Source organism: Cupriavidus sp. CuC1, from assembly GCF_044627735.1.
GTDB classification, from domain to species: Bacteria; Pseudomonadota; Gammaproteobacteria; order Burkholderiales; family Burkholderiaceae; genus Cupriavidus; species Cupriavidus ulmosensis.
Genome location: NZ_JBIUHC010000458.1, coordinates 1 through 545, shown reverse-complemented (window position 1 = coordinate 545; position 545 = coordinate 1). Strand labels below are relative to the sequence as shown.

The window sequence follows — 545 nt, the reverse complement described above, 5'->3', positions numbered from 1 at the left end:
CTGGCAAGTTTAGAGGCGGACACATTGCCAACCGCGATGTAATCGAACCGGCGCACTATATCGAGCGCAAGTTTGTGCTGAAAATCGGCGCGCGCGTTCGCGACTTTGGCGTGCAGCTTCGCGATATGCCGCTTGTGCTTGCGAGCGCGCTGCGCTTTTGCCAACTTCCCGGCTGCGCGGCGGCCGAATCGGTCATTGGGCAGTTTCTCGCCCGTCGAGAGGGCCGCGAAGTCCTTCAGCCCGAGGTCAATGCCAACGCCGCTTTGCATCGCGCGAGCGGGAACATCGGCGACTTCGATGGTGATATTGAGGAACCAGTTGCCGCGTGTGTCCTGTGCGAAGTTGGTCCCATCCTTGATCTTCCCTTCGGGAAGCGGGCGGCTGCTGAATACGCGGAACGTGTTGCCTGCGAAGCGGAAAGCGTCGCCCTCACGCTTGAGTTCGCGCCCCTTGAGCGGCACCCATCCAAGGCTCTTACGACCGCGATAACGCAGGTATGGCCGTTTGAACTGGCTGCGCGACTTCGCGTATTGCTCGCATGTCGC

General features: G+C 60.9%; 1 protein-coding gene. It reads right to left on the bottom strand.

Annotated elements, in window-relative coordinates; all coding sequences use genetic code 11:
* A partial coding sequence (locus ACGLHR_RS52195; protein WP_400104027.1) for an RNA-guided endonuclease InsQ/TnpB family protein occupies positions 1 to 545 on the bottom strand: 545 nt, incomplete at both ends.